Raw genomic sequence first — 25809 nt, 5'->3', positions numbered from 1 at the left:
AAAGCCTGCATAATTGCAGGCTTTTTCATCAAAATAGGCTTAAATGCGTTTTAACGCTTAGAAATTAGTAATAATCTCTAATCAAAACTTCAGCTATCTGAACACTGTTCAGTGCTGCACCTTTCCTAATATTATCAGATACAACCCAAAGGTTTACCCCATGAGAATGTGAGATGTCTTTACGTACACGTCCCACATAAACAGGATCAGTACCCGCAGACTCAGTCACCGCTGTTGGGTATTCATCGTCAGACTCAAAAAGTTCAATACCTTGAGCGCCACGTAACACAGCTTTAACATCTTCAGCTTCTACAGGTTGGATAGTTTCCAAGTGAACAGCTTCTGAGTGACCGTAAAATACCGGAACACGTACCGCTGTTGGGTTAACGACAATATTGTCATCACCGAAGATTTTCTGGGTTTCCCAGACCATCTTCATCTCCTCTTTGGTGTAACCATTATCCATAAACTTATCAATTTGCGGCAGAACATTAAACGCAATTTGCTTAGGATATGCTTCAGGTTCTACAGGGAGACCTTGGAGTAACTTTGCACATTGACCCGCAAGCTCTTCAATCGCTTGTTTGCCCGAGCCCGATACGGATTGGTACGTTGCCACGTTAATACGTGAAATACCAAACGCATCATAAATTGGCTTAAGCGCAACTAACATCTGAATTGTTGAGCAGTTCGGGTTAGCAATAATATTACGGTTACGGAAATCAGCAATCGCTTCAGGGTTAACTTCAGGTATTACTAGCGGCACATCGATGTCATATCTGAAGTGCGAAGTGTTATCAATAACAACACAACCATTTTCAGCAGCGATAGGCGCCCACTTTTCAGAGACATCACCACCAGCAGAGAAGAAGCCTATCTGCGCCTGAGACCAGTCAAAGGTGTCTACGTCAAGAATTTCTACCTGTTTACCATGGAAGCTGACCGTATCACCAGCACTACGACTACTGGCTAAAGGGTATAAATTTGCAACTGGAAATTTGCGCTCTTCGAGGATCTCAATCATAGTTTGACCCACTGCGCCCGATGCACCTAATACGACAACATTAAATTCTTGCGACATAATTACTAATCGACTCCTGAAAAACCTAAATTGGACAACCAATTTACATCAGAAACACCACTGTTTGCTACCCTTAAGGCACTAAATTCGCGTCTATGCTTGTGATTTTTTCTCATAAGGTCAAACCCATTGTTATTAAGAGAATTATCAGCTGCATTTTTTACCGATCCAGCACCCATCGTTTTTCTAAACAGTGCATCGTCATCACGAAGATCATAGATGAAACGAGAAAGCTGTAATAAGGCTCTTTCACTAGGTAGGTTTGCAATATCTAACTGGGTGCTCCAAAGAGCTGGCAATAATGAAGTCATCGATTTATCAACCTCCCTTCCCAGCACTGTCATCAGCTTTTGATAGAGCATATATGTTCCGCGCGCTTTGCCCTCTAAGCTATAACCTGCAATATGAGGTGTAGCCAACTCAACGTAGGGAATTAAATCTAGCATAGGGTTTGGCTCCCCTTCCCACACATCAAGTACCACCTTGATATCATCTCGCGTTTGCTTCACCTTAATCAGCGCTCGATTATCTATCACTTCACCGCGGCAGCAGTTAAGCAGCCAAGTACCAAGCTTAAGGCTATTGAGCCTAGCTTCATCAAATAGATACCAGGTTTTATGCTCACCCGCTCTCGTAATAGGCACATGCAGGCTTATCACATCACACGCCTTGATAAGCTCATCTATCGAGACAAAGTCTCTCGGGTCGTTATCGGCAATAATAGGATCGTGCAGTAACACTTTAACACCATAAGCTTCAAGACATTTAGCAACGGCGGTGCCTGTATTCCCTGCGCCGACTATGCCCACAGTTTTTTCTTTGAGCTGCTCACCAAAGCGCTGAGCTAACTCTAGAAGCGCGATGAATGCAAACTCTCCAACGGCTGTCGCATTGCAACCGGGAGCATTACTGAAGGGAATGCCTCGGCTTGCAAGGTAATGGGTATCAATATGGTCTGTGCCTATAGTGGCACTACCCACAAACTTAAGTTTGCTATTGAGAGACAGTAAAGCGTCGTTAACTTGCGTCACAGAGCGAACCAAGAGTACATCGGCATCACTCACCTGCTCCGGTGTAAGCTCCCTACCATTAACTGTTTCAATCGTGCCCAAATCACCAAACAGCTGCTGGACATAAGGCATATTTTCATCGGCAAGGATCTTCATTTTGGTTCCCAAAGAGTGAGGAGAATGCTTAGAGTTGCTGCATTCTAACAAGGCAGTGACAGCTTGAGAATGAAGTGAGTTACATTTATTACTTTTGGGTCTGTAACGTGTGATTTAATCCAACCTAAGACTTGCTTACTTTTCATTCAAAATGAGATAGGTTTAGCAATAAGCTGCAAGTTGCCGTCTTATAACGTAAAATATACTTACATTTTTCAAATGAAAATCGTTCTAAACGAGGGTAAATGAATACTAAAAAAGATAAATACAGTATTGATAATACCGATTACACAGTCGGGCAAGATAATATTCAAAAATGGGGCTTTGATGTTCATAACCCTGTTTTTGGGATCAGCGCTTCCTTAATAGGTCTTTTCTTAGTCGCTATATTACTGGTCGATCCTGAAACATCTAAAGCGGTATTAGACGGCATAAAATGGAAAATCATTGGCGCTTTTGATGGTTTGTTTATGTGGTCTGCCAATATTTTTGTAATTTTTTGCTTAGCAATGATTGTGTCTCCCTATGGCAAAATTCGTCTTGGTGGAGATGAAGCAAAAACGGATTACTCTTTATTGTCATGGATAGCCATGCTGTTTGCCGCAGGTATGGGAATTGGATTGATGTTTTGGGGTGTTGCAGAGCCTGCAGCTTACTTTACTGGCTGGTACGAAACGCCATTAAACGTGACTCCTAATACCCCTGAAGCCGCTAAACTTGCACTTGGTGCCACCATGTACCATTGGGGACTTCACCCTTGGGCCATTTATGGTGTGGTGTCATTGTCCTTAGCATTTTTCGCTTACAATAAAGGCTTACCGCTTTCTATGCGCTCAGTCTTCTACCCCATCTTAGGCGATCGAACTTGGGGCTGGCCAGGACATGTTGTTGATATTCTAGCGGTACTAGCTACCCTGTTTGGTCTTGCAACTTCACTGGGATTAGGTGCGCAACAGGCCGCTAGTGGTTTCCATCATGTCTTTGGTATGGATAACGGCATTATGCTGCAGATTGCTATTATATTTATAGTGACCTTATTAGCAGTTGTGTCGGTATTCCGTGGTATTGATGGCGGCGTTAAGATCATCAGTAATGTCAACATGCTGTTGGCATTGGCTCTCGTTGTTTTTGTAGCGTTAGTGACATTTGCCGTTTCCATGGGCACCATACCAACAACTGTTATGGGCTACATTGAAAACATCATTCCATTGAGTAATCCAAGCGGCCGTGAAGATGAAGCATGGATGCATGGCTGGACTGTTTTCTATTGGGCATGGTGGATTTCGTGGTCTCCTTTTGTCGGCATGTTCATCGCACGTATCTCTCGTGGACGCACAATTCGTGAATTCATGATGGCCGTATTAATTGTACCTACAGTGGTCACTACCCTTTGGATGTCGGTTTTTGGTGGTGTAGCCATCGATCAAATCGTCAATAAAGTCGGTACTCTAGGCGAAAAAGGCTTAACTGAAGTGCCTCTGGCTATGTTCCAAATGTTTGATGCCTTACCTATGGGCAGCATTTTGTCTCTACTTGCCATTGTATTAGTACTGGTTTTCTTTGTGACCTCTTCAGACTCTGGCTCACTAGTGATTGATAGTATTACATCAGGCGGTAAAGTCGATGCACCTGTGCCGCAGCGTGTATTTTGGGCCTTTATCGAAGGCGCGATTGCAGCAGCGCTTGTTTGGGTGGGTGGCAAAGAAGCGATTGAAGCGCTACAAGCCGGCGCTATCTCAACAGCCCTGCCCTTCACGATTATTCTGTTAGTGATGTGCGTCAGCTTGTTGCTTGGACTACGAACAGAACGACGCTTAAAGTAATCAGTTAAATCGGTTTGATAAAAGCTAAACACGAGTGATGACTTATTTTAAATAGTTCATCACTCGTTTTTTTTACTAACGCTACAGCCAAAGCTTCTTAATTGGCGTATCTGGGGTGAAGTGATAATGTATTTGTGCTTGCAGCAGCTCAGCGGTAGCAATCGCATCGGTTAAAGCGTCATGTGGTGGATACGTGGGGAGATTATAACGGCCACGGCTATTAGCGAGACGTATAGACTCAGGTCGACTCTTTTTAAACCAATCTAAAAACCTTTTCGGCCGAGCTTGTAAAATATCGGCTTCAATTTGCATGGTATCTACAACAGGAAACACAATCCCCTCGTTAATCAAGCTTCTTAAGGCCGCATCAAAAAAGTCTCGCTCAATTCTGCGGTAATGAACGACGACAATTTTTCCTGCAAGTTCATCAAGTAACTGCTCTAAGATACGTATCAAGTCTGGCGCACCTTTAAGATCTGAGTGCGTTATACCATGGATGATGATTGAATCTTCTTGTAGCTTATCTTCAGGCGTTATAAACCAATGCTTGGCTTGTCTACATGCAATTCGTTGTAGGGTAAAAGGCACTAATCCAATACTAATTATGCTGTTCTGATCTGCATCAAGCCCTGTGGTTTCAAAGTCTAAAGCAACAAAATCAATATCTTTAAGTTTAGTTTCACCATGAAAAGTACTGGCATTATAAAAATGAGTCAGACGGCTATCGCGACTCTCTAGTGCTTTTATTTCCAAAAAAGCTTTCCAGTTTAATACCTCTTGATTGGTGAAATTTTGCATTATTTCACCTGCATGCTATTGGCTGTGTAACGGAACTTTAAGAAGTTTTGCGCACTGCTTAGCACCAAGAATGCATCTTTTAAATTACGCCGTTCAAAGTCTGACATGTTTTCAGGCTCGATATTATTATCGGGCTCTTGCTCTGATTCAATATCTAACGCTTGGTGACGAATTCTCACTAAGGAGATAAATTCCATCGCATGTTGCAGGTCTTTCCCCTTCAATGGAGGCAAAATCCCCGCCTCCATAATGTCTTCCAATCGGTCAAATGAGTTCTGTGACTGGGAGCCAATGGCTAACGCGTGCACACGAATAAGATCGGCTAATGGCGCTGTACCTCGCCTTTTTAAGTTGATTGAGTTGTTATGACGGCCATCTTTTTCCATCACAAAGTCTTTAAAGAAACCCAGTGGTGGCGTGCGGTTTAATGCATTTCTTGCCAGACAGGCCAAGAAACGGTTGTTCTTTTTCGCCTTTCTCAAAACAAAGGCATTGAGCTGCTCAGCCCATTTGGGTCTGCCGTACACACCGTATAGATCGAAAAATATTGAACAATTGAGCAACGCCTGGGGATTGGGATGATCAATCCAATCAGCAAAGCATGCCTCCCATTGAGATTGTGTTTTTCGATACTCTGGGTTTGTCGCCATAATATCACCTGTACAGTAGGTATAGCCGCACTGGGCTAGGCCATCACACACATAGGTGGCAAGCTCGCTGAAGTAGTCACCATGCAATGCTTCTTGATAGTCATTATCAAGGATCAATGCATTATCTTGGTCGGTCACGATAAGCTGTTCATCACGCGCCATTGAGCCAAGCGCTAAGAAGCAGTAAGGCACTGGCGGTGGTCCTAGTTTCTCTTCGGCTAACTCAAGTAAACGCTGTTTAAAACTACGCCCGATCTCAGACATCGCCCGGCCGACCATATGTGAATTTGCGTCTTCATTGATCATACGAACAAAACAGTCTTTGAGCTGACTCGACAACATGATCAAATCTTCAATGCTATTTTGCTGAAAAATACTGCTGACAAATAACAAGCTATTTTGTGATTCATACCGAATAATATCGCTGACTTCGATTAAACCAATGGGCTGTTTATTTTTAAGAATAGGCAGGTGATGCACGTTATAGCGAAGCATTAATAACATGGCTTCGAAAATATAGGCGTTGTGATCTAACGAGATAAGCTCTGTAGACATCACCTCATCCACTTGAGTATCGACATCTAAGCCTTGAGCGATAACCTTAGAGCATAGGTCGCTCTCAGTAATAATCCCAACAAAGCTATTCCCCCCCTCATCGGAAAGGTTTGGATCATTGATGATTGCTGCAGAGACATTCTCCTCTGACATGATTTTAGCTACATTTCGAATCGTGGTCGAAGTAGGCAACATCACAGGCGCACCACTGAGTAAGGTCTTTACCTTTGAGGTGGTTAATGAGTTGGCGTCATCACTATTATCTTCAACCGCTTGCTGTAATCGTACGCTACCTTCAACTTCGACAAAATCTGCAAAGGCGTCATAGCGCTCACAAAACTCATCAAAAATATTTTCAGGAATGCAGTACAACAGCGTGTCTTTAAGTGATTTCGCTGGATAACGCACTTTATTGCTGGTGAGTAAGCCCATCTGCCCAAATAGACCACCTTGATCCAGACGGTTATACAACTCACCTGTTCGACGGTATACCTCGACAACACCACTGCGGATCATAAAGAGATCATGTATTTTGTCATTAAACTCAATGATCATACTGTCTGCGCGGTAATAAGAGATCTCGACGCTTTTTGAAACTTCAATTAATGCTTTTTCAGGTAACTGATCAAACGGCGGGTACTGGCGGATGAAGTTTCGAATTTCAAGTAGTTCGACTTCCATGGTGCGCTCGATATTGATGATGAATTAGGTATATGCTCACTAGTATATGATATCTAACAGAGACATGCAGCTAAGGGAGATTGAAGCCTTTTATTTGTTCAGTTCGACAGGCATAAAAAAGGGAGCCTAGGCTCCCTTTCACATTTTCTAAGTAAGCTTAAAACTGACTCTTACTTGTATTTTTTCATTACCAAAGTAGCGTTAGTGCCACCAAAACCAAAACTGTTACTCATTACAGTATTAAGTTCAGCGTCACGGTATTCAGTAACAACTGGCATACCTTGAGCTTTCTCATCTAAGTTATCAACATTGATACTTGGCGCGATGAAGTTATGCTCCATCATGATCAAGCTGTAGATAGCTTCATGAGCACCCGCTGCACCCAGTGCATGACCAGTCAAAGACTTAGTTGATGCGATAGCGGGTAAATTTTCACCGAATGTTTCACGTAATGCTTCTAGCTCACGTGTATCACCAACTGGTGTTGATGTACCGTGGGTGTTGATGTAATCAACAGGCGTATCAACATCAGCAAGCGCCATCTGCATACAACGAACCGCACCTTCGCCTGATGGTGCAACCATGTCGTAGCCATCTGATGATGCACCGTAACCTACCACTTCGGCATAGATTTTCGCGCCACGAGCCAATGCATGCTCAAGCTCTTCGACAACCACGATTCCGCCGCCACCAGAAATAACAAAACCGTCACGGTCTGCATCATAGGTACGAGACGCTTTTTCTGGCGTGTCATTATACTTAGTTGATAGTGCACCCATGGCATCGAAGCCCATAGTTAGGGTCCAATCAACCTCTTCAGAGCCACCTGCAAACACCATATCTTGCTTACCCATCTGGATAAGTTCAACGGCGTGTCCGATACAGTGTGCACTGGTTGCACAAGCAGAACTGATTGAGTAGTTCATGCCTTTAATCTTAAACGGCGTCGCTAAACAAGCGCTAGAGGTGCTAGACATAATACGAGGTACGATGTACGGACCTACACGTTTTACACCTTTCTCACGTAGTGTATCTGCTGCTTGTACCTGGTTAGCAGATGATGCTCCACCAGTACCGGCAATAATACCTACACGAGGGTCAGAATATTGCTCTTCAGTTAAACCCGCATCTTCAATGGCTTCAGCCATCGCAATGTACGCATAAGCTGCAGCATTGCCCATAAAACGAAGCGCTTTACGATCAATATGCTCTTTTGGATCTAACTTGATATCGCCCCAAACACGGCTGCGAAGTTTCATCTCTTCAAACTGTTCTGAGTGAGTAATACCACTGCGGCCAGCTTTTAGTGACTCAGTGACTTCTTGCTTATTGTTACCAATACTTGAAACTACGCCAAGTCCGGTGATCACGACTCTTTTCATTATTTACTATCCATTCTGTACATTTAGTACGTCTAGTACCAATTTGCTGCGGCAATAATATCGCTTTTAGTGCAATTAAGTGGTCAGCTTTCCATAAACGAAGGTAAAATAATGCCTAAAGTGAGACACAGAGTAAATTCATTGACTAAAGAACGTGAAGAAAAAACAGTAAATAGTGGTAAAACAGGTCATTTTGACTCTTTTATAGCGCAAATTGGCAAAAAACATCCAACAAATAAATGCTTATCACTAGGCATAATTGGTCTTGATGATGTTCAGCAACTGCTATCTCTCATCTTATTGCAGCAAAAGTCTGAGGCTATGCCTCGTCTTAATGTCAAAGTTTTTGAAGCTGACTATTCAGCGCTAACAAAGATCAATCTAGCACTTAAAGCGCCTTTAAATAGTCAAAAAAATTCTGTGTCACACGCTGAGAAGCATGCTGCGATTAAGCAGTTATCAGATACTGAACTGGTCACTATACCAGGCTGTCAAAGATTGATTTTAAATCAAGGCGATTGTGTCATTGATCTATATCTTGGTGATATACACTCAAGCTTAAGCAACACCTTTGCTCCCACACATGCAGCACACTTAATTGATCACTGGCTGCATCATAGTCCTGCTCAGCCACTTAATGAAGCACAGCTATGGCAGATGGCAAAGCTGAGCAGTAACAAGGCTAATCTTTATAGCGTATTAGTGAGCAGCGCTGAGGCAAAAATTGCTGCTATGGCAGGTTTTGCACTGGCGGGTCTTGATAGTACCGTAAACGCAGACGGGTCAAATGATCATATCGCACTGCAAGAGCGTAGTGCCCTCAGGCAAGCCCAGAGTAATACATTCCAACATTATCCACTCAGTCCAGCCCAAGATGGCGCCATTGCTATAATAGGCGGCGGCATAGCCAGTACCCACCTAGCACTGTCTCTGGCTGAAAGAAACAAGACAGTAAGGCTGTTTTGCCAAGATAACAGCTTTGCACAGCAAGCTTCTGGTAACAAACAGGGAGCTGTTTACCCACTACTGACACCAGATAACGGCACGCTAAGCCAATACTATCAACAAGGCCTATTGTTTAGCCGTAGACGGTTAACCGCCTTGGTTAATGAAGGTTTTAGTGTTGCGCATGAGCTCTGCGGTGTTCTGCATACTGGTCACGATGAGCGTAGTCGTGCCCGGATTGAACGGATTATTGCCTCTCAAGGTTGGCCAGAGAAGATTGCACATAGGGTATCCGCTAAAGAAAGCTCTGAACTTGCCGGCATAGATATCAATAAAGAGGGAGTATTTTACCCCCTTGGTGGCTGGATAAGCCCTCCACAATTCACCCAAGCAGCGTTCGATAAAGCTGCTAGGCTATCTGACGTCAGAGCATTGTTTAACTGCAATATAAACCGTATAGAACAACAAGACGGCGATTGGTATCTTTATCAATCCCCTCAAAATGACGGTAATGAGATAGTCCATGGCCCCTTCGCCACCTTAGTACTAGCAAATGGCCACGGTTTAACTCAGTTTGAGCAATCTAAACACCTTCCCGCAACGGGCTTCAGAGGGCAAGTCAGCCACGTTCCAGCTCGCAACGAGTTAGCGAAGCTCGATACTGTACTGTGTTCCCATGGCTACTTGACTCCAAGCAACAACCAGCTCCATTGTACCGGCGCGAGTTATATCAAAGACCCGAAAACCTTAGCGTACTCTTCAACCGAGCAGTTAGAAAATTTTAAAAAGATGCAGCACAGCTACGTCGATAAGTCTTGGGTTGATGATATCGATATTAGTGGTCATAGTGCCAGAGTTGGCGTTCGAATGGTGACTAGAGATCATGCACCTATGATGGGCTGTGCACCAGATACTGATAAATTGCTTGAGAGCTACCAGCAACATCAGCATACCAAAGAGAGCATACTCTTTTGGAAGGGAAATCCTGCGCCAACCTATAAGGGCTTATTTATCTTAGGCGGTTTAGGTTCAAGAGGCATCACTTCAGGGCCACTCGCTGCCGAAGTACTTGCTGCGCAGCTGTGTGGTGAAGTCATCCCGCTAGATAAGGATACCTTAGCCCTGCTCAACCCCAATCGAATGTGGATGCGCAAGCTGATAAAAGGCAAAGCCTTATAAACAAGAGTGAGGAGGATAGCGGCTATCCTTCTCACTCTTAGTTTTAACTTCTGACTTTAACCCTGTTATTGGTATCTCGGCTTTGACGGATAAGCTCATCACTCGCCTTAAGCGAAGCGGTTTTAGCCATACGGTCATACAGCAAGACATTCACCGACGAAGCAAGATTCATACAACCGATAGTGGGGACATATACCACAGCATCGGCACTATCGATAATGTCTTGATCTATTGTGCCGTCTTCAGGCCCAAACACATAGATAGCTTTATCGGGGTGATCGAAGTCAGGCAGCGGCACAGCGCCTTCAACCAAATCCACACAAACCAGTTTAACGCCATCCGTACGAGCATTGAGCAAATTATCGGTGGCCGTTAACGGAATATGCAACTTGGCTTTTTTGGTGTCAGTATTATATTGCTCGCCCCTATGTTTAGCTGCAAGGGCATAACGTTTGCCAGTGTATAGGATCTCATCAGCCTGATAACAACCTGCCGCGCGCATCACCCCGCCTACATTGGTAGGGCTTTTAGGATTGACTAGGCCTATTTTGACCAGTGTATTGGGCTTGTCACTCACGCGCTGAGTCGTTCACTAAGTTGCTGCCACGCAGACTCAACCAACGCATAATCGGCATCTTCTAATTCATTTTTAGCCAATTCAAGACAAGCATCCATCTTGGCACTTAAAGAGGCAAAATCCTGCTGAGTTTCAGCCTCTAACTGAGAGAGTGCTACCGCAAAGTGTCCCTGTAGGTAACCACTGGCAAACAATGCATCTTCATCACCTTTAGCAACTATGCCTTCGATCCACTCATATAATGCTGTTTCATACTGCTCTAACATGCTTACTCCGCTTAATCTTTCTCAATGACTTCTAGGTATTACTGATTGACAGATCAGGGTTTGCCACCTGATACATCACATAATCATGAAAACCTGTGACGACTCGATAATAGCCACACAAGTCTTTGTCTAATTCTGGGTCGCCACTATCCACAATTAATGGCCTGCCTTCAAGTGCTTTTAGCTTAGTTTTCGTTGCTAGGATAATAATATTGTCTTTGCCGACTCGTTTTATCAACTCACTCGAGAGTTGCTGATTACCACGACCTAAAATATGTCCTTGCCCCCCAATAAGCGTTATCACTAATTTCACTGAACTTTCTTGAACACAAGACTCTTGAGTCATAGCGAGTAATTGCTGAGCACTGAGATCGCTTCCTATCACTTGTTGCTCCTGAACGAGATCGACGCCAAGCAAGGTATTCTCCAGCCCCATCTCGCTCATTACAGCTGCAACAGTACTGCCAGAGCCCATGATAAAAAGCTCATCTTCCATATTCTCAATCACTTCAGCGGCAATATCAGCCAGCACGAGCTCATCACTTTCAATGCCGCCCATCTTAACCGCTTGAATAAATCTAGGCTCAGCAGGGACTAACATCTCACCATAACGCTTGGCTCTTACTGTCCCCTGCCTAAATGCGACTTCGTCGATATCCATCACATCGGCGCTCATCAAAGATACGAGTTCACCATCGAGGAGCATCTTAACCACCATGCCTGATGCATGTGGCGTAATGCCATAAACACCAGAATGAATTTTGACCCCAGCAGGCACACCCAGAACAGGCATATTTTCATCGACGACCGAATAGATGTCTCTGGCGGTACCATCACCACCAGCAAACAGCAGTAGATCGAGTGACTCATCTAAGAGGTGCTTGGCCATTGTTTGGGTATCACTGGCCTCGCTCCGACCCTTTACTTTATGTACGACCCGAACATCGAATCCCATCGATTTGGCAAGACTCTCCCCCATTTCTCCTGAGGCGGTAATAATTTCAATTTTGCTCTGGTAAGGAAGAATGACCTCTAGGGCTTGTTGCATGCGCAAGTGAGCCTTAGGCTTAGCACCGCGGGATAAGGCTTCATCAGCGACACCGTCACTACCTTTAAGTGCCACACTACCACCCAAACCAGCAAAAGGGTTGATGATAAGGCCCAGACGAAATCGAATTGTCATTTGTTATCCTTTTTATCTATAACAAGGCTTTCGCAAAGCACTATCCATAAAGCACTATCCACAAAGCACTACCCACAAACTACTATTCGCAAACTACTATCTACAAATTGCCATACCGAGCATTTACGGCTTTAGGTTCAGCACGATTAATTTGGCATATTTTAAGCGACTTGTGGCTTAGTGTTAACAGGCTTAGGAATAAAGTAGATGGCTAGCATAGCTAAGAAAGCACATACTGCCGCAGCAACCCAAGCGAGATAAGCGCTTGAGCCATCTCCCCAAATCATGCCACACAACCAGGTACCTAGCGCACCGCCAACACCGAAACTTAAACTGGCATAAAGAGCTTGCCCTTTACTTCGATGAGAAATATCAAAACGACTATGAATAAACTGAATCGACGCCGCATGCACTAAACCAAAAGTGAACGCATGCAATAGTTGGCTAACACCAAGCCAGATAAAGCTATCGACACAATAGGCCATTAACAGCCAGCGGATCCCAGTAAAGCCTAGGCTTGCGACGAGCAAGCGATTGACACCAAAGCGGCCGAGTAACTTGGGCGCGATCATAAACATCAATATTTCTGCAAGCACGCCAAAGGCGACATAGATCCCAGCAACCGCCTCGGTATAGCCAGCCTGTTTAAGATAAAGTACGAAGAAGCCATAAAATGGCCCTGCACTCATCTGCAATAATATTGCCGAGATTAGAAACCAGACAATCCCCCTATCTAATACCAGTTTTGGGGTATCCGCTTTGGACTTTACTTGAGCGCGGTCGGACGGCAAAGGCAAGGCACTGAGCAGTAAACCAATAAACAGCAACATGCCCACATAAGGAAGAATTTCTGTCCCCCATAAACTAATTGCAAATCCAACCCCAACGACAAAGACGAGATAACCTAAACTACCAAAGCTACGGATAGCCCCGTACCGAGAGGTGTTTTCTCCTAGCGTCTCAAGGGTGATCACCTCCAACTGAGCTAAGATGGCATTCCAGAAAAAGGTATAGATACACAAGCTAATGGCCAGATAGGTAAAGCTCCCATCATAGAAAAAGCTTAGATAACTTACGGCTGCAGCAGCCGCTCCCCACTTGACTAACTGTGAACGCATACCAGTCTTGTCGGCAACCATAGCCCAAATATTGGGCGCAATAATGCGTGTAGCCATCAAAATGGCTAACAAAAAACCTATCTCTTGCGGATTAAAACCGCGATTTTCGAAAAATACTCCAAGGTAAGGCACCATCACACCTAGGATGGCAAAAAAGAAAAAGTAACAGGCACTTATCCAGCGCAACTGCGTACTGACATTGGAGTTTGGTTTCATTAATACTGATCAAAAAAGGGAGGACGGCGCTATTTTACGCCTAAGTCAGTAAAAGCGTAAGTGAAGTTTAAGAATAATCAGGTAAAAATTTATTCATTATAGGCAGGTCTATCACACAACAAAAAAGGCGCTAAAGCGCCTCTTATCTCATCGAAAATGAACCTTAATCGATTAGCGCATACCAATTTGTGGTGTCGTGCTTTGTACATCCATATTTTGCGCTCTATGTCTTAAGAGGTGATCCATCAACACGATGGCAAGCATAGCTTCTGCAATTGGAACAGCTCTGATACCAACACATGGGTCATGGCGTCCTTTAGTAACAACTTCAGCGGTTTCACCTTGAGCGTTCATGCTCTCACCAGGGATGCTAATGCTCGACGTTGGCTTCATAGCAATATGAGCAACAATAGGCTGGCCTGAAGATATGCCGCCAAGAATACCACCAGCATGATTAGAGGCGAATCCTTCAGGCGACATCAGATCTCTGTGCTCTGATCCCTTCTGGTTAACCACTTCAAAGCCATCACCTATTTCGACACCTTTGACCGCATTGATCCCCATAAGTGCATGGGCAATCTCAGCATCAAGCCTATCAAATACTGGCTCGCCTAGGCCTACAGGAACACCCGTTGCAACAACGGAAACTTTCGCCCCTATAGAATCGCCACTCTTTATTAAGTCGCGCATGTACTGGTCGAGTGCATCAATTTTATCAGCATCAGGGAAGAAAAAAGCATTTTGCTCAACTTGCTCAAAATCTATTTTCTCAGCCTTAATAGGACCGAGTTGAGAGAGATAACCATTAATCTCGATACCATGAACTTGCTTAAGATACTTTTTGGCAACTGCACCAGCGGCAACACGCATCGCTGTTTCACGAGCAGATGAACGACCACCACCGCGGTAGTCTCTAAGTCCATACTTTTGCTGATAGGTATAATCAGCATGACCTGGGCGAAAGAGATCTTTGATGTTGGAGTAATCTTTACTGCGCTGGTCGGTATTTTCAATCATCAAACCGATAGAAGTACCTGTGGTTTTTCCTTCAAATACACCTGAAAGAATACGCACTTCATCGGCTTCACGTCTTGCTGTGGTATAGCGAGAGGTGCCAGGCCTACGACGGTCAAGATCATGTTGCATATCGGCTTGGTCAATCTCCAACCCTGGCGGAACGCCATCAATAATACAACCTAAAGCAACACCGTGGCTTTCACCAAAAGTTGTCACCACAAAATTCTGACCAATACTGTTTCCGGACATCCGTTCTTTAACCTCTGACTAGTTTGAAAAATACTCTTAAATTTGCACACAGGCTGAGATTAGCTCAAATAAGCCTAGAGTGACAGAGATAAAAAAGGCTAACTTATGCGTTAGCCTTTTTTATCAACAAAACAGAACCAGATCGATTTGAAGCACTAGTTACTCACTGTCTTTGAAAATGACAAACAGAGATTCATTTTCAATAAGCTGATCACGGGTCAGCACAAACACACCATCACCACCGTTTTCGAACGACACCCAAGTAAAAGGCACGTCAGGGAACTGCTCTATTAAGTGCACCATAGAGTTGCCAACTTCAACAACGAGTAAACCATCTTCAGTCATATAATCAGCTGCATTTGCCAAGATACGCTTAGTCAGATCCAGTCCATCACGACCCGAACCTAGCCCGATTTCAGGCTCATGGTGGTACTCTTCCGGCATATCATCGATATCTTCAGCATCGACATAGGGAGGATTAGAGACAATCAGATCGTAATGCGGCCCTTTAGGTATTGCAGAGAAGATATCAGATTCAATCGGAAATACTCTATCCATCACGCCGAGGTTTTCAATATTGATCTGCGCAACATCTAGGGCATCTTCACTGATATCCAGTGCATCAACTTCAGCTTCTTCAAATTCATAAGCACAAGCAATAGCAATACAGGCACTGCCGGTACACAGATCAAGTACGCGATTAACAGGCTTGTTGTATAACCAAGGGCTAAAGCGATTTGCTATCATCTCAGCAATTGGCGAGCGAGGCACGAGTACGCGCTCATCGACAAAAAACTCAAGCCCGGCAAATCTAGCTTTGTTTGTCAGGTAAGGAACTGGTAATCGCTCACGTACACGACGGATGATCAATTCAACAATTTTATGTTTTTCACTGCTGGTAAGATTTGAATGTATTACCTGCTGACCAATCTCTTCTGGTAGGTGCAATGCATGAAATACTAAGGCAACAGCCTCATCCCACGCATTATCGGTCCCGTGACCGTAATAGATATTCGCGTCATTAAAACGACTCACACCCCAACGCAACATATCACCGATTGTGCGCAGCTCAGTCACAGCTTCATCTACAAAAATCTTATCCAAAACTTACTCCAGCATAATTATTCTGCTTCATTGTAACTGAACTCTATTCATATGACATAGGATTCAATAAAATAGAGTCATATACGCGTATACATGCTCCCTAGCAGAGCATGGATTGACCGTCGCTAAATTGAGTTAAGGTTTTAAACATAAGAGATGAAAAATAAAGAGTTACCTGATGATTTGTCGCTATTTTCGTCGATGACGAAAGGAATTAAGCCTCTAAAGCAAGACAAACGCCATTTTAAAGCCGAACAAAAAGATAGGCGAGTCGTTGAAGAGAAAACACAACAACTGCATGCAGACAGTTACTTCTCAGATACCTATCAACCCCACCTTCCAACTGAAGGTGCTATGCGCTGGTCCAGAAGTGATATCGATAAGCACGAGCTAAAACGGTTACGCCGCGGCGATCACCAGCCCGATCTCCTGCTCGACCTACATGGAATGAGGCAAACCGAAGCAAAACTAGAGTTAGCAGCGCTAATTCAAGCATGCATTAAACAACAATCCCAATGCTGCTGTGTGATGCATGGACATGGAACAGGGGTGTTAAAACAGCACATCCCTATGTGGCTAGCGCAGCACCCCCACGTGATGGCATTCCATAAAGCCCCTAAAGAATGGGGAGGAGATGCCGCATTACTGGTATTGATCGATATTGGCGATCAGCCACATAGAAGGTAGTTGGTTTTCGCTAAGAGGTGCGAGGAGGAAAAGTTCATGAACAAAGAAAATAGCCCGCTAGCGATTTCCTTCATTCATTAATAACAAGCTTAGCACTAACCGTTTTAGTATTAGCCGTTACAGTTAACTGATGGTGTGTGGGGCATGTTGCCAGACGAGTGTTGCAGACTCACAGTGCTTATCTATCAGAGTCACTCCAGAGGTGGCAAACAATGGTGGCTCGGTGCCAGCAACCAGCTCGCTAACCATATAGCCCAATAAAGGCATGTGAGCAATCACTAGCACTTTATCAGCCTTGTATTGCTGGGCATAAGCAAGAGTTAGATCAGCAGCGGTAGCTGGATCGCCTGAAGGAACAAGTTCATCGAGCACTAACCATTTTCTAGGCTCAGGAAAGTGTTTACTCACTTCTTGCCAGCTTTGCTGTGCTCTTAAATAGGGGCTCACTAAAACTAGGTCGAACTCCACAACCGATTTTGCCAACCAGTTACTCATCACAGAGGTGTGATAACGGCCTGTATCGGTCAGTGTTCTTTCTCTATCTGAGTGAGCTTGATAGCCCGCTTCACCATGACGCATTAAAAATAGCTGCATACCACTCTCGCTACTCATTTCTTATCGTTATAAGCCAATTGTAGCCTTAAAAGCTATCAGTACAAACCCTATTTAAGTCATTAATTAGTCGAATAGACTAAGAGATATTTGCTAAAGCGCGATAAGCCAACCAATATGTGTAACTTGCTCTATCATTTAAGTTAAATAGCGAGTAGTTTTTACCTATGTTTCATCGTTTGCCTAGCGAACTTTGAATACGGACAAATTTGTCATTTAAGACGGAGTTTTCTTCTTGCCTGAATCTTTACACATCATCAAAAGCCCAAATGATCATCGCCGATATCAGCACCTATTGCTCGATAACGGCCTTTCAGTTCTCTTAGTAGAGGACTCGCAAGCGAGTCAAGCCGCAGCATCTATGGCTGTTAATGTAGGCCACTTTGATGATCCCGTCGAAAGACCGGGCATGGCACACTTTCTTGAGCATATGCTGTTCTTAGGTACAGAAAAGTATCCAGACTCAGGTGAGTACCATGCATTTATTAATCAGCATGGTGGCAATAATAATGCATGGACCGGAACTGAACATACCAACTTCTTTTTCAGTATCAATGCCGATGTCTATGAAGAATCCCTTGACCGTTTTAGCCAATTCTTTATCGCTCCCCTTTTTAATCAAGAGCTGGTTGATCGCGAGCGTCACGCCATCGAGTCTGAATTTAGTCTAAAGCTCAAAGATGATATTCGTAGAACTTATCAAGTTCAGAAAGAAACGGTTAACCCAGCCCACCCATTTTCCAAATTCTCTGTGGGTAACCTGAAAACCTTAGGTGGTGAACAAACTGAATTAAGAGAAGAGTTACTCCAGTTTTACCAAACTCATTACAGTGCGAACATAATGACCTTATGTTTAGTTGCGCCACTTTCTCTTGGCGAGCTTGAGTCACTCGCTAAACAATTTTTCAGTAAAGTAAATAATCACCAACTTGAAAAGCACTACCCTGACGTTGCTATCTACCAATCACAGCAGTTACAAACTCAGATAAATATCATTCCTCTTAAAGAGCAAAAGCGTGTTGCGATCACTTTCAGCCTCCCGGGAATCGATGCTTTTTATAAGCATAAGCCACTGACATTTATCAGTCACCTGCTTGGATATGAAGGTAATGGAAGCCTACTTTCCTATCTAAAGGAGCAAGGGTTAGCTGTAAACCTCTCAGCCGGAGGCGGCGTTAATGGCTATAACTTCAAAGATTACAACATCAGCATTCAACTCACCGAGAAAGGGCTGACTCACTTAGATACAGTGATAAGCTGTGCTTTTGAATACATTGATCTGATAAAAACTCAAGGTTTACAAGCATGGCGCTATCAGGAGCGTTCTAATTTACTCAAGCTTGCTTTTAAGTATCAAGAGCAGATAAAAACATTAGATTTGGCCAGCCACCTAAGTATTAATATGCATCACTATGATGTTGAGGATTTCGTCTTTGGTGACTACAAGATGGAAGGGTTGAATATGACTGAAACCCAGTCCCTCCTTGAGCTGATGACGCCATCGAATATGCGTATTCAAATTATCGCTCCAGAGCTAGATACTGATACCCAGGCTGCTTGGTACCATACTCCGTATCAGATGAAGTCGATTACTAATGAGCGACTACAAGCTTGGCAAAATATTACGATCAGGCCAGAGCTGAAACTACCAAAAGAGAACCCGTTTATCATTGAGGATTCAGTTCCTCGACCAGAGAAAAGTCAAAGTCAAACACCGGTAGTTGTCTCTCAGGAAGAGGGATATCGGATTTGGCACCGAAAAGATGATGAATTTAATGTCCCTAAAGGTCATATGTATTTATCACTTGATTCAGAGCAAGCCGCCTCTTCTCCTCGAAATGCAGCTCTCACTAGGTTATATGTTGAGATGTTGCTCGACTATCTGGTTGAATACACCTATCAAGCTGAAGTAGCTGGACTAAGTTACAATATCTACCCTCACCAAGGCGGCATAACACTCCATCTAACGGGCTTTACTGGCAAACAAGAAGCCCTGCTGTCTTTATTGATAAACAAAGCCCGTGAGCGTAATTTTACTCACAGTCGATTTAACTCAATCAAACGGCAGATACTCAGGGCATGGTATAACCAAACCCGTGCAAAGCCTATTTCACAAATATTTACTAGCCTCACTGTTACCCTTCAAAAGCGTAGTTACGAGCCATCACGCATGGCAGAGGAGTTAGAGGAGATTACGTTAGAGGACCTACATGAACATGTAAGCAGCTTCTACGAGAAGATCCATCTTGAAGGGTTAGTTTATGGAGACTGGCTTATCGACGAAGCTCAAGCTTTGGGTAATCGACTCGATCATATTTTGTCTTTGGTATCATCACCAAGTGAAGAGTCTGCTCGTGAACTGGTCAACCTTTCAGGAAAAGGAACGCTCTTAAGGGAGATAACGACCTCACATCAAGACAGTAGCATCATTGTTTATTACCAATCTAATCAGTCAAACCCTGAAATGATGGCGCTGTTCAGCTTGCTCAACCATACTATGTCATCCACTTTCTTCCATGAACTGAGAACCAAGAGACAACTGGGCTATATGGTTGGTACTGGTTACCTTCCCCTAAATCGATACCCTGGGATCATCTTCTATATTCAATCCCCAACGTCATCACCCCTGCAGCTTTTAGAAGCCATTGATGAGTTTATTGCAGACTTTAACTATGCCGTCATGCAGATAACAAATCAGCAATGGGAACTCACTAAACAAGGTCTCATCAATCAAGTGATGGAGCATGATGCAAACCTCAAAACTCGTGGACAGAGATACTGGTCAAGCATAGGAAATAAAGATTACGACTTTAATCAGCGAGAGCTAGTCGTAAAAGAGATTGAAAAGTTAACTCGCTCCGATGTGATTAAATTTATGATGGAAAAGATGCGCAATAAACGTTGCGACCGTTTAGTACTGTTCACAACGGGTGATGGTCATAGACAGGAGGAGCGCTTAAGCTCGGATAATATGATCACAGATTTACGTAGTTTTAAGCTGCATTCTGATAAGTTCAATTACTAGCAAGGGACTTTTTCAAAGCCCTTAAAACGCTATCAGTGCGCAGCAGTATAAAGCGGCTTATAACCATGCTCATACTAAATAGCCCCTAGCACCATTGGCCACTTAATATTAATGGTGCATTGGCCCTCCCTGCTCTTACCAGCGAGTTCTTTTTATACTCAGTCGTAAACCTTAGACTAAAAAGTAGGCTAGCCGGTAGGGCCCACACAAACTAATGGCTTACACAAACCAACGCTCAACATTGGCTTATGTAGTGATGCTGTAACATAAGTCGATCGTAGGATAAAACTGCCATTAGCGCTAAATTGTCGACTAATTACTCCCTAATAATAGCCAATGCCAAAATATTTAGTCCTCCCCAAAGCAACCCAACAGCCAAAGCAGCTAGCAAATAGACCGTAAACAGTAACAAGTATCGCCAATAAAGAAACCAACAGAGTTAACCCTCATTAAATTGATAGTGAGAGAGAATAATTCTCACTACATAAGTACTCCTTAATTTTTGACAAAGTCATCACTTTCTGAAAAAGTAGGTTAAACATCTGTTGCCTAAGCAATACTGGCTAATAATCAAACTAAAAATGATGCCAAACGCTATTATGAAAATACTCACCACTCTCCTATTGGCTCTATGCATTCTTGGCCAAGCTCAAGCAGTTGAGGCAAACACAACCTCAATTGAAAATTATAGCTCCACCTATCTTAACGTCGATTTTTATAGTGTTCCTGAAGGCTTATCCCAAAGCACGGTGACAACATTATTAGAGGATAAGAGTAGTTATGTTTGGATCGGTACCTTGAATGGATTAAACCTATTCGATGGAGAAAGCTTCAAACATTACCTATCATCTAATGAAAAAGGCACCCTCCCTAGCTCTTTTATCAGAAGCATACATGAAACATCAGGTGGGAAAATACTAATAGGTACAGATAAAGGCCTAGCTGTTTACCATGAAAAATTTGACTCATTTGAGGCTAAAGTAGAGCTTGGCAATAGCCCGATATGGTCTATAGCAGAATACAATAATGAACTTTATATCGGAACTGAAAATAAAGTCTTAGTTTCCGATATGAACTTCAATAAAAAACGAATTTTAACAAATGATTTTGGCGGCATAAAAAAAATAATCCCATATGGAAATCATTTATTTGTAAGGAATTTTTTTGGGGAAGTTTTCACTATTTCAAATAGCGATGAAATAAAATCTGTAGAAAGTAACTCCAGCGATATATTTACATTTAACAACAAGCTGTACTTATTAAAAAATGATGGCATTTATGAAAACATCAATAGCTTATTTAAAAAAGTAAGTACAGATAAGTTTGATAGCATTTTCAAATCTGAAAACTCTCTTCACGCAATATCAAACAATACGATATTTACATTAGATGAAAGCCTATTTAAAACACAAATTGGAATCATTGACATTGAAAACATGCCATTGACAAAACCTTCAATTGTGAGAGGTGAAAGTAAAACTTATATAACAACCCAAAACATAGGGTTTATTGAGATTGATAACTTTAAAAACATCATCACTAAATATGGAAATATAAAAGGTAATATTTGGTCGCTTTTCGAAATATCCGACTCTGAATTAATGACATCGACTGACTCAAAATTTATTAAAATTCAAAATTTCAATAATAACAATTTAGAAATGTATAACTCAGGTGTCGAAGGTGCAAAACAATCAATATTCTTAAAAGGGAAGATTTTTGTTGCGACTTTAGATGGAATAATTGTCATTGATAGAAAAACGAAAGAGCGTAAAAAAATATTTGAAAACTCATTCTTTGCGATTCAGTTGGGAAGAGATGGTAATTATATTTATGCTGGAACGACTGACGGAAAACTTGTTTCTATAGATAGTATGACTCTTGAAACAGTTGAAACCATAGTAGATACAAGCAATCCCATCTTTGATATTGAAGAGTCAGATAGTGGCCTATGGGTTGCAACTCAAGGTGGTATGTTCAACATAAACAATAACAAGGTAAGTAAAGTTCATAATGAATTGGTTATCAGTTTACATGCTAAAGATAATTTAGTTTATTTCGGAACAGAAAATTCTTTACTATCTTTTAGTGAAAAAACCAAATTAAAATCTACAGTTTATTCAAAAAACAGACCTATCTACTCAATCATCTCATCTGACAAACTAATATACTCAGCATCAATAAAAAGTATAGCTGTAACTGATACAAAGTCTAACACTACAACCTTCCTTTCTACGGTTAATGGAAGTCAAGCAGAGTACAATGCTCAAGCAATAGCAAGCAATCAAAAATCTATATTGCTCGGTGGTATCTCAGGTATAAGCTCAATAACAAAGTCTGACTTAGAAAAAGAACTATACAAACGCTCATTACCTAAAGTAAGCCTATCAGAGTTGTTGATATTTAACATACCTGAACCTATTGGCTCTGGTATATTAAAATCAAAACTTTCATTAAGTAACGAAATTACGTTGAAATACTCCGATTACCCTTTCACAATAAAATTCAACACACCGGGTAAATCATCGAACAATATTAGCTACTCCTATCAATTGAGTGGTCTATCTGACGTTTGGGTTGAATCAAAGGGGATCAATTCTGCAACCTACACCAACCTTTCTCCTGGTGATTATACTTTTAATGTTTTTGCGAAAGACCCTTTAACCAATAAAGATGGAAAGATAAAAAGTATTAATATAAACATAACTCCACCATGGTGGCTGTCTAAACAAGCCAAGTTAATCTACTTTATGCTTGCTCTTATTATCTCTGCGGTAATAGTCAAAGCTATCCTAAGACGCCGTGAGGTCCAGAACCAGATTGCTAAGTCTGAAGAGCGCCTCAAATTATCTTTATGGGGAAGTGGCGATGAGATGTGGGACTGGGATATAGAAACGGGTCAAATATATCGCTCTAACATCTGGGGATCACTTGAATTCCCCCGTGATGGTCAAAGATCAGGCGAGACAGGTGAAGAGAGCAATATCCACCCTATGGATCAAGAGCGCGTTAGCTCTGCACTTAATGATCACTTTTATGGGAAGAAAGATCATTTTGAGGCAGCCTACCGTGTAAAAGGGAAGTCAGATAACTGGGTATGGATCCTCGATAGAGCCAAAATTGTCGAAAGAGATGAAAAAGATAACCCTCTTCGAATGACAGGTACCATTAAAAACATCAATAATTTTAAGCATGCCGAGGAGCAGCTTAGATTATTTGAACGTGCCATCGCCAATATCTCAGAAGGGATGTTTATATTAGACAGTGAATTTAGGTTTGTTGAGGTGAACGAGGCTTGCTGTGAGCTTTGTTTAAACCCAAGAGAGAAATTTATTGGAGAGCAATTTAATTTCGATCTGTATCCAGACAGTTATTCAGCACAAATTCGTTCAATACTGAATCAGCAGGGCCGTTGGAGTAATGATGTAGAATCTGCAAAAGGTGACGGTACCAGTTTTCTTATGGAGCTGACCGTTGATGCCATTTACGATGACCAGGGGCAGTTATCTCATTATGTCGGTGTATTCTCTGATATCTCTCGTCGTAAGCAGCAAGAGGAAGAGCTAAGAAAACTTACCAACAATGATTTGCTTACCAACCTACCTAATCGTTCAAGTTTAATGGTTACTCTAGGAAACCTAGTCAAGCGAGACTCTCACCACACCTTAATGGTGCTAGATCTTGATAACTTTAAAAAGATTAACGATTCACTTGGTCATCAAATTGGTGATGAGCTATTGATAATGGTGGCTAAGCGAATAGAGACTGCAGTTCCTTACCACACTAGCATCTATCGCTTAGGTGGTGATGAGTTCGCGATCCTCGTCGATAACAACCCTGATATAGGCTCTAGTGCAGTTATTGCCAACAATGTCATTGAGGCATTTGCCACTCCATTTGAGTTAACCTCAGATAAGGTTGTCGTTGGCATGAGTATTGGTATCGTACTCTACCCTGAAGATGATCAGAATGAACAAGCTCTGCTGCGTAAAGCAGATATTGCCATGTACCATGCCAAATCAGGTGGTGGAAATCGCTACCAATTTTACTCAGAGTCGCTCAACCGTAATGCCATTAGGCAGCTCGAAGTAGAAAACCTTATTCGCTTAGGAATAAAAGAAGATCTCTTCGAAGTTTACTATCAACCTAAAATTGACCTAAAAACAGGTAAGATGGCAGGAATGGAAGCCTTAGTGAGGCTTAACCACCCTGAGCACGGCCTTATACCACCGAGTGAGTTTATTCCTTTGGCCGAAGAGAACGGGTTAATCGTTGAAATAGGTGACATAGTGATGAAGAAAGCTTGCTTCGCGGCACAAAATTGGCGAAGTCAAGGAATCTTCGATGGTCGCGTAGCCGTCAATTTATCTTCATATCAGTTCGCTCTACCTGATCTTCAACAGCGCATAGAGTCAATTTTACGTCTAACTCAGCTACCAGCAGCCAATTTAGAGCTTGAAATTACCGAAGGGACCGTCATAAAACAGCCAGAAAAGGCCATAAAGGTGATGCAGCAGCTGTCAAAGATGGGAGTGAGCCTAGCTTTAGATGATTTTGGTACTGGTTATTCATCTCTTTCATACCTGAAACGTTTTCCTATCCATACATTAAAAATTGATAAAGCCTTTGTAGATGATATTGACAAATCTGATCGAGACCTAAAAATGGTTGACTCTATAATTACCATTGCTCACAACATGGGACTCTCTGTTGTGGGTGAAGGTGTTGAAGACGCATCACAACTCAGCATATTAAAAGCACTTAATTGTGAAGAAATACAAGGATTTATATTTAGCAAGGCCGTTACTGAATCACAGTTCACCGACCTTTTGAATAAAGAGTTCATCGAGCCTGACTTAGTACAAAGCGGCCAAAAAGCAATATAAAAACCACAAAAAAGCTTATTTTATTTAAACAAAGGAAAAAGATGGCATAACAACTGCAACTATTCTCTCAAGTGTCAAAAAAAATGACATACCTACTGACTAGAAGCATCGACCTTAGATGTTTCAAAACCTGAGAGAAGAATATAATGATTAAAGTACTAGCAACGACTATCGCCCTTGCACTTTCAACTTCAACAATGGCATTCGAAACTCCTGCAATAGACTCTAATCAAACTCTGCTCGCTGGCGTACCAAACGTTAAATTCAARCCTGTACAAACTGCTGGCGTACCAAACGTTAAGTTCAARCCTGTACAAACTGCTGGCGTACCAAACGTTAAGTTCAARCCTGTACAAACTGCTGGCGTACCAAACGTTAAGTTCAARCCTGTACAAACTGCTGGCGTACCAAACGTTAAGTTCAARCCTGTACAAACTGCTGGCGTACCAAACGTTAAGTTCAARCCTGTACAAACTGCTGGCGTACCAAACGTTAARTTCAAGYCTGTACAAACTGCTGGCGTACCAAACGTTAAATTCATCAACCAAGAAATCGCTTAAGGTCTAAGGAGAATTACTATGTTTGATTCAATTAAAAAAGCACTAGGCC

18 protein-coding genes are annotated in these 25809 nt (G+C 42.5%); 6 read left to right on the top strand and 12 right to left on the bottom strand.

The window, feature by feature from the left end; genetic code table 11:
- Nucleotides 1-64 precede the first annotated feature (64 nt).
- Both BM736_RS03885 and BM736_RS03880 read right to left on the bottom strand, forming a co-directional pair.
- The gene (locus BM736_RS03885; RefSeq protein ID WP_076408845.1) at nucleotides 65-1081 is read right to left on the bottom strand and encodes an aspartate-semialdehyde dehydrogenase; all 1017 of its coding nucleotides are present in this window, start codon (nucleotides 1079-1081) and stop codon (nucleotides 65-67) included.
- A 5-nt stretch (nucleotides 1082-1086) separates the two neighbouring features.
- Nucleotides 1087-2247 carry a 4-phosphoerythronate dehydrogenase gene (locus tag BM736_RS03880; RefSeq protein WP_076408843.1) on the bottom strand — a complete coding sequence of 387 codons (1161 nt, stop codon included), beginning with the start codon at nucleotides 2245-2247 and terminating at the stop codon, nucleotides 1087-1089.
- A gap of 245 nt (nucleotides 2248-2492) precedes the next feature.
- Here BM736_RS03880 and BM736_RS03875 point away from each other — a divergent pair, with 245 nt between their 5' ends.
- Nucleotides 2493-4070 (top strand): BCCT family transporter, encoded by a 1578-nt coding sequence (locus BM736_RS03875; protein WP_076408841.1) that lies wholly within the window; start codon nucleotides 2493-2495, stop codon nucleotides 4068-4070.
- Between the two features lie 81 nt (nucleotides 4071-4151).
- On the opposite strand, the gene BM736_RS03870 is transcribed toward BM736_RS03875, so the two are convergent.
- The 3 genes from BM736_RS03870 to fabB all read right to left on the bottom strand — a co-directional run bounded on the left by BM736_RS03870 (nucleotide 4152) and on the right by fabB (nucleotide 8136).
- Nucleotides 4152-4868 (bottom strand): 3'-5' exonuclease, encoded by a 717-nt coding sequence (locus tag BM736_RS03870; protein ID WP_076408839.1) that lies wholly within the window; start codon nucleotides 4866-4868, stop codon nucleotides 4152-4154.
- Complete coding sequence (locus BM736_RS03865) at nucleotides 4868-6754, bottom strand: DUF294 nucleotidyltransferase-like domain-containing protein (RefSeq protein WP_076408837.1); 1887 nt, start codon at nucleotides 6752-6754, stop codon at nucleotides 4868-4870. Before BM736_RS03865 ends, BM736_RS03870 begins: the two co-directional genes overlap by 1 nt.
- A gap of 170 nt (nucleotides 6755-6924) precedes the next feature.
- The gene (gene fabB, locus BM736_RS03860; protein ID WP_076408835.1) at nucleotides 6925-8136 is read right to left on the bottom strand and encodes a beta-ketoacyl-ACP synthase I; all 1212 of its coding nucleotides are present in this window, start codon (nucleotides 8134-8136) and stop codon (nucleotides 6925-6927) included.
- A 111-nt stretch (nucleotides 8137-8247) separates the two neighbouring features.
- Between fabB and mnmC the strand changes: the two genes are divergently transcribed.
- Complete coding sequence (gene mnmC / locus BM736_RS03855; protein ID WP_076408832.1) at nucleotides 8248-10260, top strand: FAD-dependent 5-carboxymethylaminomethyl-2-thiouridine(34) oxidoreductase MnmC; 2013 nt, start codon at nucleotides 8248-8250, stop codon at nucleotides 10258-10260.
- A 43-nt stretch (nucleotides 10261-10303) separates the two neighbouring features.
- Here the strand turns inward: mnmC and BM736_RS03850 are convergent, their stop codons facing one another.
- From BM736_RS03850 to prmB, 6 genes are all read right to left on the bottom strand, one after another.
- Nucleotides 10304-10837: an RNA methyltransferase gene (locus BM736_RS03850; protein ID WP_076408830.1), complete on the bottom strand. Its 534-nt coding sequence runs from the start codon at nucleotides 10835-10837 to the stop codon at nucleotides 10304-10306.
- Nucleotides 10834-11103 carry a YfcL family protein gene (locus BM736_RS03845; protein WP_076408828.1) on the bottom strand — a complete coding sequence of 90 codons (270 nt, stop codon included), beginning with the start codon at nucleotides 11101-11103 and terminating at the stop codon, nucleotides 10834-10836. The genes BM736_RS03850 and BM736_RS03845 overlap by 4 nt, the downstream gene beginning before the upstream one ends.
- 31 nt (nucleotides 11104-11134) lie before the next feature.
- Nucleotides 11135-12286, bottom strand: coding sequence for an ATP-NAD kinase family protein (locus tag BM736_RS03840; RefSeq protein WP_076408826.1), 1152 nt, complete (start codon nucleotides 12284-12286; stop codon nucleotides 11135-11137).
- Between the two features lie 161 nt (nucleotides 12287-12447).
- Nucleotides 12448-13620 (bottom strand): MFS transporter, encoded by a 1173-nt coding sequence (locus BM736_RS03835; protein WP_076408823.1) that lies wholly within the window; start codon nucleotides 13618-13620, stop codon nucleotides 12448-12450.
- A 171-nt stretch (nucleotides 13621-13791) separates the two neighbouring features.
- Complete coding sequence (gene aroC / locus BM736_RS03830; protein WP_076408821.1) at nucleotides 13792-14886, bottom strand: chorismate synthase; 1095 nt, start codon at nucleotides 14884-14886, stop codon at nucleotides 13792-13794.
- Between the two features lie 159 nt (nucleotides 14887-15045).
- Nucleotides 15046-15990, bottom strand: coding sequence for a 50S ribosomal protein L3 N(5)-glutamine methyltransferase (gene prmB / locus BM736_RS03825; protein ID WP_076408818.1), 945 nt, complete (start codon nucleotides 15988-15990; stop codon nucleotides 15046-15048).
- Nucleotides 15991-16146: 156 nt separating this feature from the next.
- Between prmB and smrB the strand changes: the two genes are divergently transcribed.
- Nucleotides 16147-16677 carry an endonuclease SmrB gene (gene smrB / locus BM736_RS03820; RefSeq protein ID WP_076408816.1) on the top strand — a complete coding sequence of 177 codons (531 nt, stop codon included), beginning with the start codon at nucleotides 16147-16149 and terminating at the stop codon, nucleotides 16675-16677.
- A gap of 123 nt (nucleotides 16678-16800) precedes the next feature.
- On the opposite strand, the gene sixA is transcribed toward smrB, so the two are convergent.
- A complete protein-coding gene (gene sixA, locus BM736_RS03815; protein WP_076409894.1) occupies nucleotides 16801-17271 on the bottom strand; it encodes a phosphohistidine phosphatase SixA in 471 nt (156 codons plus the stop codon).
- Between the two features lie 253 nt (nucleotides 17272-17524).
- Here sixA and BM736_RS03810 point away from each other — a divergent pair, with 253 nt between their 5' ends.
- The 3 genes from BM736_RS03810 (at nucleotide 17525) to BM736_RS03800 (ending at nucleotide 25760) form a co-directional block, all read left to right on the top strand.
- Nucleotides 17525-20314, top strand: a complete 2790-nt coding sequence (locus BM736_RS03810) for an insulinase family protein (protein WP_076408814.1) — start codon at nucleotides 17525-17527, stop codon at nucleotides 20312-20314.
- A 581-nt stretch (nucleotides 20315-20895) separates the two neighbouring features.
- Entirely contained in the window at nucleotides 20896-25200 is a 4305-nt protein-coding gene (locus BM736_RS03805) for an EAL domain-containing protein (protein WP_076408812.1), read from the top strand.
- A 146-nt stretch (nucleotides 25201-25346) separates the two neighbouring features.
- Nucleotides 25347-25760 (top strand): hypothetical protein, encoded by a 414-nt coding sequence (locus tag BM736_RS03800; protein ID WP_076408810.1) that lies wholly within the window; start codon nucleotides 25347-25349, stop codon nucleotides 25758-25760.
- Nucleotides 25761-25809 lie beyond the last annotated feature (49 nt).

It is taken from the genome of Shewanella sp. UCD-KL12 (assembly GCF_001957125.1).
Taxonomy (GTDB): domain Bacteria; phylum Pseudomonadota; class Gammaproteobacteria; order Enterobacterales; family Shewanellaceae; genus Shewanella.
Note: the sequence above shows the minus strand (reverse complement) of the source record. Positions and strands in the feature narration are given on the sequence as shown.

Bases quoted from the DNA above. Each gene is read 5' to 3' on its own strand.
- aroC (WP_076408821.1), bottom strand. From the start codon at position 14,886: ATGTCCGGAAACAGTATTGGTCAGAATTTTGTGGTGACAACTTTTGGT.
- BM736_RS03865 (WP_076408837.1), bottom strand. From the start codon at position 6,754: ATGGAAGTCGAACTACTTGAAATTCGAAACTTCATCCGCCAGTACCCG.
- BM736_RS03880 (WP_076408843.1), bottom strand. From the start codon at position 2,247: ATGAAGATCCTTGCCGATGAAAATATGCCTTATGTCCAGCAGCTGTTT.
- smrB (WP_076408816.1), top strand. From the start codon at position 16,147: ATGAAAAATAAAGAGTTACCTGATGATTTGTCGCTATTTTCGTCGATG.
- BM736_RS03870 (WP_076408839.1), bottom strand. From the start codon at position 4,868: ATGCAAAATTTCACCAATCAAGAGGTATTAAACTGGAAAGCTTTTTTG.
- BM736_RS03840 (WP_076408826.1), bottom strand. From the start codon at position 12,286: ATGACAATTCGATTTCGTCTGGGCCTTATCATCAACCCTTTTGCTGGT.
- BM736_RS03885 (WP_076408845.1), bottom strand. From the start codon at position 1,081: ATGTCGCAAGAATTTAATGTTGTCGTATTAGGTGCATCGGGCGCAGTG.
- mnmC (WP_076408832.1), top strand. From the start codon at position 8,248: ATGCCTAAAGTGAGACACAGAGTAAATTCATTGACTAAAGAACGTGAA.
- BM736_RS03845 (WP_076408828.1), bottom strand. From the start codon at position 11,103: ATGTTAGAGCAGTATGAAACAGCATTATATGAGTGGATCGAAGGCATA.
- BM736_RS03805 (WP_076408812.1), top strand. From the start codon at position 20,896: ATGATGCCAAACGCTATTATGAAAATACTCACCACTCTCCTATTGGCT.
- fabB (WP_076408835.1), bottom strand. From the start codon at position 8,136: ATGAAAAGAGTCGTGATCACCGGACTTGGCGTAGTTTCAAGTATTGGT.
- BM736_RS03835 (WP_076408823.1), bottom strand. From the start codon at position 13,620: ATGAAACCAAACTCCAATGTCAGTACGCAGTTGCGCTGGATAAGTGCC.
- sixA (WP_076409894.1), bottom strand. From the start codon at position 17,271: ATGCAGCTATTTTTAATGCGTCATGGTGAAGCGGGCTATCAAGCTCAC.
- BM736_RS03875 (WP_076408841.1), top strand. From the start codon at position 2,493: ATGAATACTAAAAAAGATAAATACAGTATTGATAATACCGATTACACA.